The following is a 15,101-nucleotide window of genomic DNA, read 5'->3' on the forward strand; positions in this document are numbered from 1 at the left end:
AACCATGACTGTCGACTCCGACTGGGGCGACTGGCTCGTTCGCGCGGTCGAAGACGCGGATCCCGACGGACTCGCGATCTGGTATCTGGGCTGTAACGGTTTCGTGCTCAAGTCCAGCGGCGGCGCGGTCGTCTACGTCGATCCGTATCTCGGTATCGGCGATCCGCCGCGGACGGTCCGGATGATCCCGGTCCCGTTCGATCCCGACGACGTGCGCGAGGCGGACGCGGTCCTCGCGACCCACGAACACACGGACCACACGCACGGCCCGAGCCAGGCACCGATTCTCGCCGAGACGGGAGCCACGTTCTACGGCACCGACGCGAGCCACGACGTGGTCTCGGACGAAAACTGGACCGAAGCGTGGGACGTCGACGACGAACAGCTCCGCGAGATCGGTGAAGGGGACACCTTCGAGGTCGGTGATCTCACCGTCCACGTCGAACCCGCCAACGACCCCGACGCCGACCACCCCGTCTCGTACGTCTTCGAACACGACGCTGGAACCTTCTTCCACGGCGGCGACGCACGGCCCGGCGCGTTCGAGCCGGTCGGCGAGTCCTACGACATCGACGTGGGCGTCCTCGCGTTCGGTACCGTCGGGATGATCCCCGACAAGGAGACCCGCGAACCCGAACGCACGAAGTGGTACAACGACGAGAACATGATCGTCGAAGCCGCGAACGAACTCCAGCTTGAGACGCTCGTCCCGACCCACTGGGACATGTGGAAGGGCATGACGACGGAGCCGACGGTGCTGCACAACCACGTCAACAGCTTCCCCGCTCCGGCGACCCTCGACATCGTCGAGATCGGCGATCGGATCGACCTGGGGTAAATTGCCAGCTCACAGAAGTAATAAGCTAGGCAATACGTATCTTTAATATTCTCGCTCGACGCTATTCGAGACATGAGTGACTCTCAGGCGTACGAGGAGATTACTGTGGCCTCCGATGGGGTGACCGTCACCAAACGGTACGAGGCCGACGAGTTCCCGGTGCCTGCCATCGCGTTCAAGTTCGCGTCCAGTCGGACCGAACCGGTGACTGTGCGGCTGACCGACGTGGTTCCGGAGGACGTGGCAGTCGAGGATCTGGGCTTTCACCCGGAGTACGGGAGCGAGTTCTGGACGATCGACGACGACGAGATCGCGTTCGAGCGTGAACTCGAAGCGGACTCGGAGTACACGACGGTGTACGGTATCCGTGCGACCGGCACCGACAACGTCGAGCAGTTCCTCACCGAACCCCGGATCGACCGCATCGACCCACCGCTGGAAGACGACGGGGGCGAACTGGTCGGCGAAGGGTCCGACGCCGTCAAAGACGTGATCAGCGGCGACGCCGACAGCGTTCCGGGACTCGAAGAGTCCGACGACGAGGACATCGAGACTCTCGATCTGAAGGACCCGAACAACGAGGGTCACCAGCGCGGTGCCACCGAACGCGCTCCCGAAGAGACAGACGGCGACGCCGAGGAGGCAGCCGAGGACGCGGAATCGGCCCAGCAGGCGGCCAACAACGGGACCGCAAGCAGCGTCGAAGTCGAGGGCGGGAGCCTCGTCGCCGCGATGGCGAACGAACTCCGGAACAACGAAGTCCGGAAGGAAGACGTCCAGATTCTCCGGAAGGCCTTCGACCTCGCGAGTGACGACGGCTCCGTGACGGCCCGGATCGACAAGCTCCAGCAAGACGTCTCCGACGTCGTCGCGTACACCGACGCACTCGAAGAGTTCCTCGACGAGAACGGCACGGGCGAACAGCTCATCGACGAGTTCGAGTCCGAGGTCGAGCAGTTCCGTTCCGAAGTCGAGGAGTTCGAGTCCGAACTGGCGTCGGTCAAGTCGACGGCCGCCGAGAACGGCGCTCAGATCGACGGACTCGCCGACGGCGTCGAGCAGATCGACGAGAGCGTCGACGACGTGACAGACGACGTATCGGAGCTGGAGTCGACCCTCGAAGGCGTCCAGGACGACCTCGAAGAGATCCGCGAGGAGATGGCCGACGCCGGCGTGGAGAGCCAGATCGAAGAGATCGACGAGGAGATCGCCGAGCTCAAAGAGTGGCGCGAACAGCTCTCGTCGGTCATCGGTGGCGGCGGCGACTGACGCGACTGGCTGCATCCGTTTCGCCCACTCCGGAGCGGCGAACCTCTCGACACGGAGACACACGCCGGTGTGAAACCGGACTCGTTTTACTCCCCCATCGTCTGTGCCATCGTAATGACGACGATCAGCGTGGCCGTTCCACGCAAGGGTCGCCCGCTGGAGGCCGTGCTCGAACGGCTGGCGACGACGGCAGCGTTCACCGAGATCGCCGACGACGTGATCTCGACGCTGCGCTACGAGAAGGCCATCACCAAGGACGACGCCACACCCGACGCGCCGGTGTACGATCGTCTCGCGGCGTACAGCGACCTCGACGACCCGACCAGACCCGAGTACACGCTCCTGCGAGACGACCGCGAGGGGATGCCCCGACGCGTCGTCTTCGACAGTCTGACGGTCCCGATCGACGGGATCGACCTGCGTCTGGTCGGTCGAGAGGAGCCGTTCCGGTCGCTGCGCAAACACGAGTTCGCGCTGGGCTTTGACAGTGCCGATCTCGTTCTCGAAGAGGTCGTACAGCTGCGAGACGACCCCCTGACCGAGATCGCGGCCATCAACGAGCGGATCGATCCGGTCGACACGGACGTTCGCGTCGTCACCGGGATGGGCGATACGGTGTATCACACGCTGCTCGGAACCCCGGCGGTGCGCGAGTCGCTCCCCTACGATCTCTCTCGCGAGTTTCTCTCGGCCTACGAGGGCGAACTCTGTATCTCGCCGCGCTACGAGCGACTGGTCGAGGCCGTCATCGGCACGGACGCCCTGCGAGACATCGAGTTCGTCTACCCCGAGAACGGACAGGAAGAGGAGGCCGCCATCGCCGAGGCCGGGCTGGGCGTCTACCTCACTGTGACCGGTTCGACCGCCCGCGACCACGGGCTCGAACTAGGAGAACAGTTGTTCCCCAGCGAGACCGTCCTGCTGGAGAACCGCTCGGAGGTCGGCGACGGCGTCGATCGGGTCAAGGAGCTGTTCACTGCGCCCGACGAGTCCGTCCTGGCGCTCCAGTAGCGGCCCTGCGGTGACATCGGTGTCAGCACAGACCTTTGGCCCTCGGCGACCTACGTCGTCGTACGTCCGTCACCGCGACGGCACCACCACCATGTCACGACACAGCATCACGCCGACACGGACAGCCGGGGCCGACAGATGAGTGAGCCACACGCCGATCAGCCGGTCCACACCGCGGGCACTCCGCTGGACGACGCCAGCGTCGCCGTCGTGATGATCCACGGCCGCGGGGCCAGAGCCGAGGGGTTCCTCCAGCTCGCAGACGAGATCGACGTCGACGGCGTCGCGTATCTCGCACCGCAGGCACAGCGCGGGAGCTGGTACCCGAACCGCTTCATCGACCCGATCGAGAGCAACGAGCCCCATCTCACCGCCGCACTGGGCGTCGTCGCAGACACAATTGAACGCGCCCTCGAAGCCGGCCTCGACCACGAGCAGATCGTCCTGATGGGGTTCTCCCAGGGTGCCTGTCTCGCCAGCGAGTACGTCGCCCGGAACCCCCGCGCGTACGGTGGACTCGTCGCCTTCAGCGGCGGACTCATCGGACCGCTCGGGATGGACTTCGACCACGACGGAGAACTCGACGGGACGCCGGCCTTCTTCGGCTGTAGCGACTCCGACCCGCACATTCCGGAGACTCGCGTCACCGAGTCCGCGGACGTGTTCGAGCGCCTCGGAGCCACCGTCGAGACGCGACTCTACGAGGGAATGGGCCACACGATCGTCGACGACGAGGTCGAGTACGTCGTCGATCTGCTGTCGACGCTTGCGGGTTCGGACTGAGACTGTTGGCTCTCACGGACGGACAGCCGACAGTACGACGCCGCCGGTGGGATTCCCACCGGTCGGGAACGATCCCGTACCGGTGACCAACGTCACTTATCAGTCTCGAACGCCTTGTCTCAACTCGAATGCTGTCAGACGAGTTCGGTCGCGAGGTCTCGGGCGTCCGCGTCTCGCTGACCGATCGGTGTAACTTCGATTGCGTCTACTGCCACAACGAGGGGTTGGGCGACACGCGCGGGCCACTGGCGGCCCAGGACGACGAACTCTCGACGGATCGGGTCGTCGACTTCCTCGAAGTGGCCGCCGACTTCGGCGTCGACTCGGTGAAGTTCACCGGCGGGGAACCGCTACTCAGAGAGGACCTCGCGGAGATCGTCGCACGGACGCCCGACGAGATGACGGTGTCGCTGACGACGAACGGGACCTACCTGCCCGGGCGAGCGACCGAACTCGTCGACGCCGGACTCGAACGGGTCAACATCTCCCAGGACGCGCTCGACCGGGAGGCGTTCGCCGAACTCACTCAGAGCGGCGCGTACGACCGAGTGCTGGAGGGCGTCGAGGCGGCGGTCGACGCGGGACTCGCCCCGGTGAAGATCAACATGGTCGTGTTCGAGCCGACGGCGGGATACGTCCCGGAGATGGTCGATCACGTCGTCGAGAACGAGGGACTTCGCCTCCAGCTCATCGAGTACATGCCCGAGCTGGCCGGCCACCCGGAGTGGGCGATCGACATCGATCGCGTCCACGACTGGCTGTCCGACGAGGCCGACCGGATCGAGCACCGCCAGATGCACGACCGGCGGCGGTACTTCGTCGCGAGCGACGACGGCGATCGCGAGGGGATGGTCGAGATCGTCGACCCGGTGGGCAACGAGACGTTCTGTGCGAACTGCCACCGGGTGCGACTCACTCACGACGGCTACCTGAAGGGCTGTCTGAACCGCAACGACGACCTCCGGTCGATCGGCGAGACGAAGTCTCGCATGCGCGAGGCGTTCCGGGCGACCGTGGCCAGCCGCGTCCCCTACTACGGCGAGTACATGGTCGAGACCGAGGACGGCTGGGAACCCAACGAGCAGTACCGCGACGAGGAGGGCGACCGTGCCCCCTACGCCTACACCGAGGACTGATCCGGATGCGTGTCGCCGTTTGCCCGGTCGAGCGCACGGCGTCCGGCCGAACGCCGTGCGAACGGACTCGCGAAGTCGTAGCTTTTTGCCCTCCGGCGGCCTGTGTTCGAGTATGACAGACGACCCTCGGGGCGTCGGATTCAGAGAGCGGACGCGGCTCGGGCCGGCCCGCGAGCGGCTGCTCGACTCGCTGTCGCCGGTGTCTCGAACGGAGGCGGTGCCGATCGTGGACGCCGACGGCCGGGCACTCGCGAGTGAACACACGGCTCGGCGGCCGGTGCCACACTATCCGCGCGCGGCGATGGACGGCTTCGCCGTCCGGGCCGAGGACACGTTCGGAGCGACCCGCCGATCGCCGGTCCGACTGGAGCGATCGGAGTCGGTCGGTCCGAACGCCGCCCGCCGCGTCCACACCGGAAGCGAACTGCCAGAGGGTGCCGACGCGGTCGTACGGGTCGAGCAGGTCGAGGCCGACGACGGGTGGATCGAGGTGTTCGACGCCGTCGCCAGCGGCCAGAACGTCGGGCCGGTCGGTGACGACGTCGCGGAAGGCCAGCACCTGTTCGATCCCGGCCACCAGCTCCGGCCCTCCGATCTGGGACTGCTGAAGGCACTCGGGGTCGAGACCGTCGAGGTGTTCGAGCGCCCGCGGGTCAGCGTCGTCCCGACGGGCGAGGAACTCGTCCAGTCCGATCCGGAACCGGGCGAAGTCGTCGAGACGAACGGCCAGACCGTCGCTCAGTACGTCCGGCGGTGGGGAGGGGAACCGACGTACCGCGACGTGGTCACCGACGACGAGGCAGCGCTTCAGAGGGCAATCGAGCGAGACCTCGACCACGACCTGATCGTGACGACCGGCGGCTCCTCGGTCGGCGAGCGGGATCTCTTGCCGGCGGTCGTCGACGATCTCGGGTCCGTCTCCGTCCACGGCGTCGCGCTCAAGCCCGGCCACCCGGTCGCCGTCGGCCGCGTCGAGGAGACGCCGATCCTCGTGTTGCCGGGCTACCCGGTGGCGACGATCGTCAACGCCGTCCAGTTGCTCCGGCCGGCCCTCAAGACGCTCGCACACCTCCCCGAGCGCGAGCCACCGGTGACGGAGGCCCGACTGGAGCGAAAGGTCGCCAGCGAGATCGGGACGCGCTCGTTCGTCCGGGTCCGGCTGGATGGCGAGGGCGACGAGCAGACGGCGACACCGACCAGAGCGAGCGGTGCCGGCGTCCTCTCCAGTGTCGCGCTGGCGGACGGCTGGGTCGTCGTTCCAGAAGACAGCGAGGGGTACGACGCGGGTCGGACCGTCGCCGTCGAGGACTGGGAGTGGTCGCCGTGAGCGACCGCAAGGAGTTCCGTGACCTCGCGACGCCCGAGCGCGCACACGAGGTCGTCGACGGCCTCGACATCGATCCCGGGGCCGAGACGGTCCCCCTCGACGAAGCTCGCGGGCGCGTCCTCGACGAGCGCATCGACGCGACGCTGGACGTGCCGGGGTTCGATCGGGCGAGCATGGACGGGTACGCGGTCCGGGCCGAGGACACCTTCGACGCCGACGAGGCGAGCCCGGTGACGCTCTCGCTGGCCGGCGCGGTCCACGCCGGTGAGCGACCGACGGTCTCGGTCGAACCCGGAACGGCGGTCGAGGTCTCGACCGGCGCGGTGATGCCCGACGGTGCCGACGCGGTCGTGATCGTCGAGCGGACGACGACGACCGACGAGGGCGTCGAGATCAGAACCGCAGTCACGCCCGGCCAGAACGTCATGCTCTCGGGGGCAGACATCGCGGCAGGGACCCGAGCGCTCGGCCCCGGAACGCGGCTCACTCCCCGCGAGATCGGACTCCTCTCCGCGCTCGGCGTCGACGAGGTGCCGGTCCGGGCGAAGCCGACGGTCGGTATCCTCTCGACGGGCGACGAACTCGTCCGTCCGGGCGAACCCCTCCAGAGCCAGGCCGGACAGATCTACGACGTGAACAGCTACACGATCGCCGCGGCCGTCGCGGAGGCCGGCGGCGCGCCGGAGCTGTACCCCCACGTCGGCGACGATTACGAGGCCATGGAGCGACTGCTCCGGCGGGCCGCGACGGAGTGTGATCTCGTCCTCTCGTCGGGATCGACGAGCGCCAGCGCCGTCGACGTGATCTACAGCGTCGTCGAAGCCCAGGGGACGCTCCTCCTGCACGGGACCGCGATCAAGCCGGGGAAGCCGATGCTGGTCGGTGAACTCGACGACGCGGCGTACGTGGGCCTGCCGGGCTATCCGGTCTCTGCGCTGACGATCTTCCGGACGTTCGTCGCACCGCAGATCCGCGACGCTGCGGGCCTCCCCGAACCCGCCACCGCGACCGTCACCGGCGAGATGGTCGTCCGGGAGCGCTCCGAGGAGGGTCGCCGCCGGCTGCTGGCTGCTGGCCTCGTCGAGAACGGCGACGGCGACCTGCTCGTCTACCCGGTCGACAAGGGTAGCGGCGCGACGACGAGTCTCGTCGACGCGGACGGAACCGTGACCGTGCCCGCCGACACGGCCTTCCTCGACGCGGGCGAAACCGTCACGGTAGAGCTGTTCTCGCCCGACGTTCGGCCTCCGTCGGTGCTGTGTGCCGGCGACTCCGATCCCGTGGTTTCCCAGCTCCTCGACGGGCTGGACAACCCCCGCTTTCTCCCGGTCGGGACGCACGAGGCACTGCGGCGACTGCGTGCGGGTATCCCCGACGTGGTGGTCGCCGCTGGCCCGACTGGAGAGTCGGCGGACGCCGTCGAGTTGGGCGGCTGGACTCGCGAGTGGGGACTCGTCGTCCCCACGGGCAATCCCGACGGAATCGAGGGCGTCCCGTCGCTGATCGACGGCGACGGATCGATGGTCAATCTCGCGACTGGATTCGGGTTGCGTACCAGCTTCGACGCCCATCTCGACGCCCTCGCAGACGAACGCGAGGTCACTCGAAGCGAACTGACGGCCGACATCTCTGGGTACGACCTGACGACCAGCGGCGACGAGAGCCCGGCACGCGCAGTCGCCGCCGGAGACGCCGACGCCGGCCTCGGACTTCGCGCGACTGCGACGGCGCTCGAACTCGATTTCGTCTCGCTGGGCCGACAGCGGGTCCGCGTACTCACAACGCCGGATCGTCGGGACAAGCCCGCCGTCGAGCGATTCGCCGGTGCAATCGACGCGGTCGACCGCTCGGAGTTCGCCGGGTTCGACTGATACTGCCGGCTGTCACTGTTTCACGATCGCGACCACGGGTCGCGAAATTCTTCACAGACGGAAGCCGGAAGTATGACGCCGACACGCGATCGCTCTCTTCTCCTCGTGCTCTCGCACTCCGGCAGTTTCCCCACCTGTGAGTGCGATCTGTACCGCAACCATTGATATAGCGGCATACAGTTTACGTGTCTACGAGCTGCCGCCGCGTCGCCGACAAAATGGTAATAAGTGTTAACAAATATCGTACACGTGTTCGTCGTAGACGGTGCGAACGCGGTCGCCCCACTCGTGGGTGTACGTATCGATCACGTCCTGGGCTACGTCGCCGCGCAGGTACTTCACGATCCCCCGATCACCCGTTCGATCGCGGAGGTGTGTCGTGAAGAAGTGTCTGAAGTAGTGAGGCGTCACGTTCTGGGCCGCGTCGCCGCCGTCCTGGTACCAGCCGCGGTCGCGTGCGTGGCGTTCGACGACGTGGTGGACCATATCCGGCGTGAGTCGCTTCCCCCAGTCTCCGCTCGTCGACGTGAACAGCGGCTCTGCGGTCGATCTCGGATCCGGGCGGACGGCCAACCATCGTTCGAGTACGTCGCCCAACTCCGCGTCGACGGGGATCGTCGTGTCCCGCTTTCGCTTGTTCGAGGCCGTCCGCTCTTCGCCGTTGACGACCGCGCCACGCGCCGGCTCGGCCGAGACGAACAGCGAGTCGGGGCGCTCTTCGAGTTGTGGTCGAATCGCAGTCCCCGCCGTGACCGTACACTCGGACAGATGCAGGTCACGAACGTCGAGGTTGCACAGTTCGCCCGCACGCATCCCGGTCTTCAACAGGGTGACGACGACCGCTCGCTCCATGGGGTGGTCGATGTCTTGGACGAACGACCGCATCGCCGGGATCGGGATCTCTCGGCGCTGGGGGTCGGTGTCGATCGTCTCGTCCATCTCCTCCATCACCAGCGCCATCGGGTTCTCCTCGAAGGTTCCGACCTGGTTCATGTACGCGTAGAACCGATGCAAGTAGGAGGCGTACGTCGCGACGGTCGAGTCGCTCTGCTCGTCTCTGAGCCCGTGGACGTACGCCATGCAGTCCCGGTGGGTCGCTTCGCCCAGTCCTACCGGCCGGGCTCCGCTGTCGAGGAAGGACTCGAACTCCCGGAGCACGCGCTCGTAGTACTCCCGCGTCCGATCCGTCTTCCCGTGGTAGGTCATATCGTCCAAGAAGTAGCCCACCGGGTCCTCGCTCGCGTCGACGGCGTCGGTATCGGAGCTCATTTCTTGACGTACCCTCCCTCGCGCCCGCTGTATCTGATCTCGTCGCGCGCTTGCAGTTCCTGTAGCGTCTCGTCCAGTTGCGCTTCGATGTCGTCGGTCACTGCGGCGACCAGTTCGTCCCACTCGTAGCTGTCGCCGTCGGCGAGGGTCGAGAGAACCCGGTCTTCCAGACGCTGACCCTGGGGGTCAGCGTCCGATTGTTCCCCTTCACCGGATTTCTCCACTGTCGACGACCCGTCTTCGACCGAGTCGACGGTAAAACCACGCCTCCCGGCCTGTACCATCGATCTGACGAACTCGCTGAGGCTCATGTCGAGTTCGTCGGCGTGTGCCTGCCACTCCTGTTTCTGGTAGGTCGGAACGTAGGACTGAATCCTCGCTCGGGAGGTGTCGACGTCGCCGTCACGTGCCATGTCGGTCTCATCACTTCCCAGCCACATCAATCTAACTCACACCCACAGATAAATGACCTTATCTGTGGTACTGACATCCCATAACGGCCGTCTTGAGGTATGTTATTTGTGTATATGACCTCAGATCCCGGTGGAGATCATATACACAAATAAATACTCCCCTCTCAGTAGCAACACAATCCGTCGACAGCGCCAGTCGATCTGGTCAGCAGCGGCCGCTCGCTGTGGACGGTGCCGACTGTCGTCGGTCGGAGCACCGCGACTGAGGGGAGACTCTGCGACGCAGGTGTCTCTTGCACGACCGGTCGCGTCGGACGAGGTTTCTTACGGTGCCGATCGCTCACGGCTCTGAGCGTTCTCTGTGTCCGAAGTAAGCGACGACCGAATGGAAAACTGGACGGCTGCCCGTCGCGGCGACACTCGACAGCCGGGAGTCCACACCGACTGTATCCGTCGGCAGTCATCTCGGCCTCGTGGCCGTCCAGCCGTTCACAGTGTTGCGGCCGACGGTAGCAGTCCCGAGAGACGGACGCGCTTCGACGCCGCCACTCAGTCCAAGCATACGTCAGTGCCCGGAACTGCGTCGACGTCCGCGGGCAGTTCGTCGAACCACTCGGCCGCGTGGACCGACTCACCAGTGGGTTCCACGGCGGTGAGGTCGTACTCTCCCGAGAGGGGGACGCCGCGGACGGTGACGAATCCCCGAGTCGCGGTCTGTTCGCCGTCGTCCGTTTCGGTGACCTGCCAGATGCCTTCGATCGCCGTCAGCCCGATCTCGAAGCCGATCGTCGCCCGAACGTGATCGACGATCGCAGTCGTGAACTCCTCGTCCGGTGCCACGTTCTCGACGGGGAGCTTCCACGAGCAGGTGTCTGTCTGCCGTCGGAGAAGCAGCTCGCCCGCTGGGTTCGTGATGCCCACGCAAGCGAGGTCTGGAAGGTCTCTCACCTGTTCGACGACTGCCGCGTCGACGACATCTCGCTGCTCGTGATACGGAATCGTATCGTCCGCAGCGAGGCGCTCGTAGTCGACGATCGATTCGACCTCCGGAGAAGGCGTGTCTGTCGTCATGGTCGGTGTGTGGTTTGTAGCGGGGCTCGATCGAAGTGAGCGTTCTCGACGGGCGTTCGGGCGAAGCCCGCGAAGCCAGTGTTCGAGCGACAGGCGGCGGGATAACGAATGTACCGGCAGTCCGGAAGGTCGTGTTCAGAGAAGCCGCGGTCTCTGCCGACTCGTAGACGCCGACGCCCTCGCGCTTGCGGTCCGGCGACTCGCTGTCGAGGGGAAGAGCCGTCGGCCCTCTCGAACCACGCTCTGCGTGCTTGCACCAGGACTCCGCTCCTCAGCCCGTTCGAACGGCGCTGCGGCCGCGTACAGGTATCGGCGAGATTCTTGCAAGGGCCGCGGTTCAATCGGCCGGCGACACCGTGAGGGTCCACCCAGCGTGGGCTTGCGGTGCTTTCCAGTTGCTTCGGTCAGCCCCTATTTGGACACCGCTGTCTGGCACAGTCGATCGTCGTTACAGCGTGGCAGTTGGCGACGGATCTCGACGCCACATCAGTACCGCGGCGATCGGTGCGGGCGATCCTATCGCTGGCCTCTCGACGGCTTCTGACCGTCCTCGTCGGGTACTGCCCGGCAGCGGGCCGTGGATGTCATGCTGGCGCTGGCGTTTTCCCCTCGTTGCTCGCTTTCGGTCGCTGTGCGTGGGTGTTTTTTGTCACTTCCGCCCGTCGGAGGTGGCCACAGTGGAACAAATAAATTGCATAGTGCTATACGCAATGAGGGTTCGAACGCCAGTGAACAGTACGTCTCAGAGGCACGTCAGTCCAGCAGCGAGTCGAGCGACCAGTTCAGAACGTCGCCGACGCTCGTAGACGGCGAGAGTGGCGATGGTGCCGAAGTTCGAGACGCACGATTCGCGGCGTCGTCCCAGCCCGCCCGTCTCACGAGGGAGACGAAGCCAGCGATAGAACACGACAGCGTATCAGTCAGGCCGAGAAGTGCTGGTCCCGACGGCAGCACCGAAACGACGGATCGGGAGAATCCGGAACCGCGTCGTCAGTCTTCGCTCTCTTCTTGCGTGCGCGTCGTCTGTGACGGTCCGCCGGAGAAGACGAACTCGTGTTCGGCTTCCGTCTCGAAGCGGTCGAGGATGTCCCCGAGCGGTCGAGCGTACCGTTTCAGCTGTTCGGCACGCGAGGACACTTCGTTGAGTTCGGCGGCCTGTTCCTCGGCGGCACCGGCGACGGTCTCGGACTCGGACATCATCTGCTCGCTGGTGTCTGCAGCCTCCTGCAGTTGGGTCGCGACGGCGCGGAACTGGGTGAGCGAGTCACCGAGGTCGACCGCTTGCTGCTCTGCTTCGAGGGCTTCGAGCGTCTCGACCAGTTCGTCGAGATCCTCGGAGATCGTCTGTAGCTGGTCTTTCTGCTCGTAGGCGTCGTCGGAGATCTTCTGAATGGACTCGGCGACCTGCTCGGAGGCGTCACGGACGGACTCGGCGCTTTGCAACACCACGTCACCGGATTCCGCGACCTCGTCGGAGAAGCTCTTGAGCTGGCCGGTCGTCTTCTCCAACTCCTCGATCATGGCGTTGAACTCGCTCGCGATGGTGTCCATCGCTTCGTTCTCCCCGTCCTGCTCCATTCGCGTGGTCATGTCCCCGCCCGCGGTCTGCTCCATGGCGACGGAGAAATCGGTGGCTTTCTCCTGAAGGTAGTTGCTCATCTCCATGGCTTCCGCGCGCGAAACTTCCGCTTCCTTGCGTGCGCGCTCGGCTTCGTCGATCTGTTCTCTGAGTGCGTCACGCATGTCGGCGAAGCCGTCGTACAGCTGGCCGATGTTGTCGATCCGTGACGTGTCCAGTTCGACGTCGAGGTTGCCCTCCCGCATCTCTTCGGTCTTCCGGGTGAGCGTATCGATCGACGACGAGGTGCTCCAGCCGAGGGCCGCACCGATGCCGCCGATGAAGACGACAAGGCTGGCCGTCGCGATCAGGCCGTACAGCTGCACGTCCTCGACGAAGCCAAACACCGTCGAGGACGGTGCGTGGGTCAGGACGACCCAGTCAGTTCCAGAGACCGGCGCGTAGCCGACGGTGTACTCCTCGTTCAGTCCGAGGTCGCCGTTGGGTGCCATCGCCGTCTTGACGCTGGCGCTCTCTTGTGTGCCCCGCAGCGCGTTCGCGTCGTCGACCGTCTGCTGGACGGGGTACGTCGACAGCGTCATCCCCTCTCGGTCGCTGTTGCCGGCGTAGGCCTGGTCGACGACGACCGTTCGGTGGCTGTCCACGACCTGTGTGAATCGCGCGGACTCGTCTTCGGCCGGATTGATCGAATCGGCGAGTTCGTCGAGTCGGTACTCGACGACCAGGATGCGGTTCTGGGAGGCCGGCACCGGGCTGGCGAATCCGATCGTCGATGCACTGTCCTGGCTGTCGCGGTAGACGTCAGAGACGAGCACCTGGCTGGCGTCGCTGCGCTCCATCTCGGACGTCCACCGGAGGTTCGCCGACAGCGCCGACGAGTCCGCACGGAGGCTCGTACTGGCGACGACGGACGACCCCGACGGCGTCGTCTCCAGCAGGTGGACGTTCCTGGCGTCGGCCGGCAGCCGTGACAGCTCGTTTTCGAGAGCGAGTTCGAGATCCGTCTCGTCGTCACCCCACTGATCCTGATTCGAGATGAGCTTCGTCGACAGCTTGTTCTGTGTGACCCACTGCTCGACGATGTCACTCTGCTGGACGGCCGTGTTCTGGAACTGTTCTTCGACGTTGTCCTGTGTCTGGGTCCGGACCTCTTCGGTCGCCGCGAACCCGATGATGCCGACCGACAGCCCCATCACCAGCAGGACGAGCCCGAACTTCAGCGCGAAGCTCCGCCTGATGAAGTTTGGCGTGATCTTCTGGACGATGCCTTCGGAAGACGACTCTGTGTCGCTCATCGTGTCCCACCACCAGTGAGAGCTTGTTCGCCGCGAACGGGCACGCCCGTCGTTGTGCCATCCGCTGGCGACACGTCGCTGTTTCGCATAGGTTTGTGTGTATTATTTGAATACAAAAGCCTTTGGAGTGTGTCACAGTGTCGGCCCCCGACTCGGGAATCCGGCGGATTTTATACCGGGGGCGAGTTGACGCTCCTATATGACGGATCTCGTTACCTTCGGAGAAACCATGCTCCGGCTGTCGCCGCCGGGCGACGAACGGATCGAAACCGCAGACCAGTACGTCGTTCGCGCCGCGGGTGCAGAGAGCAACGTCGCAGTCGCCACACAGCGGCTGGGCCTGGACGCGACGTGGGTGTCGAAGCTCCCTGACTCCCCGGTCGGCCGGCGGGTCACCGGCGAGCTCGCGAGCCACGGTGTCGAGACCGACATCGTCTGGAGCGACGAGGGGCGACAGGGGACCTACTACCTCGAATCGGGAGAGTCCCCACGCGGGAACAACGTCATCTACGACCGGGCCGACGCGGCGGTGACGACGGCGACGCCGGACGAGCTCCCGGTCGATCGAATCCGCTCGGCGTCGGCGTTTCACACCACGGGTATCACCCCAGCACTGTCCGAGACCCTGGCGGCGACGACACAGACGCTGCTCGAAGCGGCTGCCGACGCCGACACGCTGACGAGCTTCGACGTGAACTACCGGTCGAAGCTCTGGGAGCCCGACGACGCCCGTGAGACGCTCACGGAGCTGTTCCCCCACGTCGACGTGTTGATCGTCGCCCAGCGAGACGCCGAGAACGTGCTCGGGCGCACGGGCGAGGCGGCGTCGATCGCCCGGGGACTGGCCGAGGAGTTCGACTTCGAAGTGACGATCCTCACGCGCGGGTCCGAGCCGGCACTGGCCGTCGCCGACGGGACGATCCACGAACAGCCGACGTTCGAGGCGACGAGCGCCCACCCCGTCGGCACCGGCGATTCCTTCGTGGGCGGCTTCCTCTCGCAGTACGTCGCGGGCGAGAGCGTCGAAACCTCGCTGGAGTACGCCGCCGGCACTGCCGCGCTCAAGCGGTCGATCCCCGGCGACATCGCCGTCGTGACGCCGGAGGAGGTGGCGGCCGTCATCGAGGGCGGAACCGCGGACATCTCTCGGTGACCCACGGCGTCGAGGCTGCAGTATTCGACTGGTCGATAACCTTCTTATCCCCTGACCGGGTACGCTCTCGTATGGTTGTTCGGAAG

The 15,101-nt window shown here is 65.6% G+C and carries 12 protein-coding genes; 8 read left to right on the plus strand and 4 right to left on the minus strand.

Features of this window, described 5'->3' with window-relative positions:
• Window positions 1-4 precede the first annotated feature (4 nt).
• From ACAH01_RS08060 to ACAH01_RS08090, 7 genes are all read left to right on the plus strand, one after another.
• Entirely contained in the window at window positions 5-838 is an 834-nt protein-coding gene (locus ACAH01_RS08060; protein ID WP_372478843.1) for an MBL fold metallo-hydrolase, read from the plus strand.
• A 72-nt stretch (window positions 839-910) separates the two neighbouring features.
• On the plus strand, window positions 911-2,107 hold the full coding sequence (locus ACAH01_RS08065; RefSeq protein WP_372478844.1) for a hypothetical protein: 1,197 nt from the start codon (window positions 911-913) through the stop codon (window positions 2,105-2,107).
• Between the two features lie 114 nt (window positions 2,108-2,221).
• The gene (locus ACAH01_RS08070; RefSeq protein WP_372478845.1) at window positions 2,222-3,118 is read left to right on the plus strand and encodes a hypothetical protein; all 897 of its coding nucleotides are present in this window, start codon (window positions 2,222-2,224) and stop codon (window positions 3,116-3,118) included.
• Between the two features lie 138 nt (window positions 3,119-3,256).
• A complete protein-coding gene (locus tag ACAH01_RS08075) occupies window positions 3,257-3,901 on the plus strand; it encodes an alpha/beta hydrolase (RefSeq protein ID WP_170094484.1) in 645 nt (214 codons plus the stop codon).
• A gap of 128 nt (window positions 3,902-4,029) precedes the next feature.
• A complete protein-coding gene (gene moaA, locus ACAH01_RS08080; protein WP_372478846.1) occupies window positions 4,030-5,037 on the plus strand; it encodes a GTP 3',8-cyclase MoaA in 1,008 nt (335 codons plus the stop codon).
• Between the two features lie 112 nt (window positions 5,038-5,149).
• Window positions 5,150-6,364, plus strand: coding sequence for a gephyrin-like molybdotransferase Glp (glp, locus tag ACAH01_RS08085; protein ID WP_372478847.1), 1,215 nt, complete (start codon window positions 5,150-5,152; stop codon window positions 6,362-6,364).
• A complete protein-coding gene (locus ACAH01_RS08090) occupies window positions 6,361-8,235 on the plus strand; it encodes a molybdopterin biosynthesis protein (RefSeq protein ID WP_372478848.1) in 1,875 nt (624 codons plus the stop codon). The genes glp and ACAH01_RS08090 overlap by 4 nt, the downstream gene beginning before the upstream one ends.
• A 231-nt stretch (window positions 8,236-8,466) precedes the next feature.
• Here ACAH01_RS08090 and ACAH01_RS08095 read toward each other — a convergent pair whose 3' ends face one another.
• From ACAH01_RS08095 to ACAH01_RS08110, 4 genes are all read right to left on the minus strand, one after another.
• The gene (locus tag ACAH01_RS08095) at window positions 8,467-9,504 is read right to left on the minus strand and encodes a tyrosine-type recombinase/integrase (RefSeq protein ID WP_170094480.1); all 1,038 of its coding nucleotides are present in this window, start codon (window positions 9,502-9,504) and stop codon (window positions 8,467-8,469) included.
• The gene (locus ACAH01_RS08100; RefSeq protein WP_153553582.1) at window positions 9,501-9,917 is read right to left on the minus strand and encodes a DUF5805 domain-containing protein; all 417 of its coding nucleotides are present in this window, start codon (window positions 9,915-9,917) and stop codon (window positions 9,501-9,503) included. Before ACAH01_RS08100 ends, ACAH01_RS08095 begins: the two co-directional genes overlap by 4 nt.
• A gap of 549 nt (window positions 9,918-10,466) precedes the next feature.
• Window positions 10,467-10,988, minus strand: coding sequence for a hypothetical protein (locus tag ACAH01_RS08105; protein ID WP_372478849.1), 522 nt, complete (start codon window positions 10,986-10,988; stop codon window positions 10,467-10,469).
• A 990-nt stretch (window positions 10,989-11,978) separates the two neighbouring features.
• Window positions 11,979-13,862, minus strand: coding sequence for a methyl-accepting chemotaxis protein (locus ACAH01_RS08110; protein WP_170094477.1), 1,884 nt, complete (start codon window positions 13,860-13,862; stop codon window positions 11,979-11,981).
• 199 nt (window positions 13,863-14,061) lie between these two features.
• Between ACAH01_RS08110 and kdgK1 the strand changes: the two genes are divergently transcribed.
• A complete protein-coding gene (kdgK1, locus tag ACAH01_RS08115) occupies window positions 14,062-15,015 on the plus strand; it encodes a bifunctional 2-dehydro-3-deoxygluconokinase/2-dehydro-3-deoxygalactonokinase (protein ID WP_208625816.1) in 954 nt (317 codons plus the stop codon).
• Window positions 15,016-15,101 lie beyond the last annotated feature (86 nt).

The organism is Halomicrobium sp. HM KBTZ05, assembly GCF_041530035.1.
Classification (GTDB): Archaea; Halobacteriota; Halobacteria; order Halobacteriales; family Haloarculaceae; genus Halomicrobium.